Source organism: Halalkalibaculum sp. DA384, assembly GCF_043951955.1.
Lineage (GTDB): Bacteria > Bacteroidota > Rhodothermia > Balneolales > Balneolaceae > JAMQKA01.
In genome coordinates this window covers 1-2,670 of record NZ_JBINJE010000074.1, presented here as the reverse complement: position 1 = coordinate 2,670, position 2,670 = coordinate 1, and the positions used below count along the sequence as shown (strand labels likewise).

Below are 2,670 nucleotides of genomic sequence, written 5' to 3'. Positions count from 1 at the left end.
AAAGGCATGAGCCTGCCGGAGAAGCTGGCCAAAGAGACCAGCCGCTTTATCCGGGAACACCGGGATCGGCCCTTTTTCGCGTTTCTGTCGTTTTACGCGGTGCACGCTCCTATACAGACCACCCGCGCAAACTGGAGCAAGTACCGCGACAAGGCCGATTCGCTGGGTATTGCAGAGAAGGGGTTTGAAATGGGATATTTTCTGCCGATCCGCCAGGTGCAGGACAACCCGGTCTATGCAGGCCTGGTCGAGCATATGGACGATGCGGTGGGGCAGGTGCTGGCCACCCTGCGGGAGCAGGGCCTGGAGGATGAGACGATCGTGATCTTCACCTCCGACCACGGCGGGGTGGCCGCCGGCGACGACTACGCCACCTCCAACCGTCCTCTGCGGGGCGGGAAGGGCTACCAGTACGAGGGCGGGCTGCGGGTCCCGTATTTTATCAGCGTACCCTGGATGGACCACGGTGGAACAGAGGAAAGCACGCCGGTGACCGGCACCGATTTTTACCCGACCATCCTGGACCTGGCGGGGGCGGACCTGCGGCCCGAAGAGCACCAGGACGGGGTCAGCCTGCGCCCGCTGCTGGAAGGGGAGCCGATCCCCGAACGGCCGCTGTTCTGGCACTACCCGCACTACGGGAACCAGGGCGGGCGGCCCTCCTCGGTGATCCGCCAGGGCCGCTGGAAGCTGATCCGCTACCACGCCGACAGCAGCCAGGTGCTCTACGACCTGCAGGCCGACCTGCCGGAACAGGCCGATCTGTCCGCCCGGCACCCGGAGGTGGCCGAGCGGCTGGGCAGCCGGCTTACCGAATATCTGCAGGAGACCGGTGCCAAATTTCCCCGGAAAGACCCGCAGTATGATCCACAAAAAGAGGCGGAGTACCTGCAGCAAATCGAGCAGGAGCTGCTGCCCCGGCTGGAACGGCAGCGCATGGAGTTCCTGTCCCCGGATTACAACCCCGGCAACAACTGGTGGGGCAGCCAGGTGGAGGAGTAAAAAAATAAGTGATTATGGCCTGTCAAAAATACACGCTCTTGCTGCTTGCTTCTTTTGGATTTCTGTGTGCGACAGGTCCCCCCGCCCGGTCGGAACCCCCGCCCAACGTGCTGTTCATCCTGGTGGATGACCTGGGCTGGCGGGACCTGGGCAGCTATGGCAGCACCTTCTATGAGACCCCCCACCTGGACCGGCTGGCGGCAACCGGAATCCGGTTTACCGATGCCTACGCGGCCCACCCGGTCTGCTCGCCCACGCGGGCGGCGATCATGACCGGCAAAGACCCGACGCGGGTGGGCATTACCGACTGGATACCGGGCATGCCCACAGAGCGAGCCGAAGATCCACAACTGGTTTCGCCTGAAGATATCCACAATCTGCCGCTGGAGGAACTCACCATCGCCGAAGCATTCCGGCAGCAGGGCTACCGGACCTTCTTCGCCGGGAAATGGCACTTGGGGGAGACCCCGGAATACTGGCCGGAGCACCAGGGTTTTGAGATCAACAAGGGCGGGCACGACCGCGGGTCTCCGCCCGGCGGCTACTACGCCCCGTATGAGAACCCGCGCCTGGAAGACGGCCCGGAGGGGGAATACCTGACCGACCGGCTGACCACCGAGGCGATCCGGTTCATGGAGCAAGCTTCGGAGCGAACCGATCCTTTCTTTTTGTTTTTGTCCTTTTACACCGTGCATACGCCCATCCAGGGATGCGCGCGCTACGACGAGCACTATCGTGAAGAAAAGCTAAAACTGCCCGGCGAGGGCAAACCGGCAATGCGCAAGGAAGGGCTGGGCCAAACCCGGCTCACCCAGAGTGACCCCGAATACGCGGCGATGGTCCGGTGTATGGACCAGAACGTGGGCCGGCTGCTGAAGGAGTTGAAACATCAGCAGCTATATGAAAACACGATCATTGTGTTTACCTCCGACAACGGGGGCTTGACGACCCTGCCTGCCGAGCGCAACATTGCCCCTACGGCGGTAATCCCTCTCAGAGCAGGCAAGGGATGGGCCTACGAGGGCGGGATCCGCGTGCCGCTGATCATCAAAGCGCCAGGTATACAAAAGGGGAAAGTATCGGCACAACCTGTTACAAGTATGGATTTTTATCCAACATTGTTAGAGTTGGCTGGTCTTCCGTCGCAAAATCAGCAGCATGTTGATGGCAAGAGCCTCGTCCCCTACCTGAAGGATCCTGCCAAAGTTGACGACCGCACCCTGGTCTGGCACTACCCGCACTACCACGGGTCCGGCTGGCGACCGGGTTCGGCGATCCGGGCGGGGCGCTGGAAGCTGGTCGAATTCTACGAGGAAACCAGCGTGGAATTATACGATCTCTCCCGGGATCTTAATGAAGAGCACGATCTGGCTGGAAAGTACCCCGACACAGCAGCTGCTCTCCGGGAGCAAATGCATGAGTACATCAAACAGCGGGGAGGGAGATACCCTGTGAGGAGAGGACAGGATTAAGTTGAATTTGGAATATTCCACGGAACCATATACCTGATGAGGAACATGCTTTTCTATGTACTCTTTTTTTATTTTTTAGGCATCCATGATGTCCCGGCGGGGGCCCAGGCTGCGGGTGCCGACAGGCCCAACATACTCTGGATTTCGGTGGAGGATATTTCCCCGCTGATGGGCGTATATGGGGACCCGGTGGTGG

Annotated in this window: 2 protein-coding genes; both read left to right on the top strand. The window is 60.5% G+C overall.

Features of this window, described 5'->3' with window-relative positions; genetic code table 11:
- A partial coding sequence (locus ACG2E4_RS18200) for a sulfatase-like hydrolase/transferase (protein WP_395277478.1) occupies window positions 1–1,002 on the top strand: 1,002 nt, incomplete at its 5' end.
- A 14-nt stretch (window positions 1,003–1,016) separates the two neighbouring features.
- Window positions 1,017–2,474 carry a sulfatase gene (locus ACG2E4_RS18195; RefSeq protein WP_395277477.1) on the top strand — a complete coding sequence of 486 codons (1,458 nt, stop codon included), beginning with the start codon at window positions 1,017–1,019 and terminating at the stop codon, window positions 2,472–2,474.
- The last annotated feature ends 196 nt before the right edge of the window (window positions 2,475–2,670 follow it).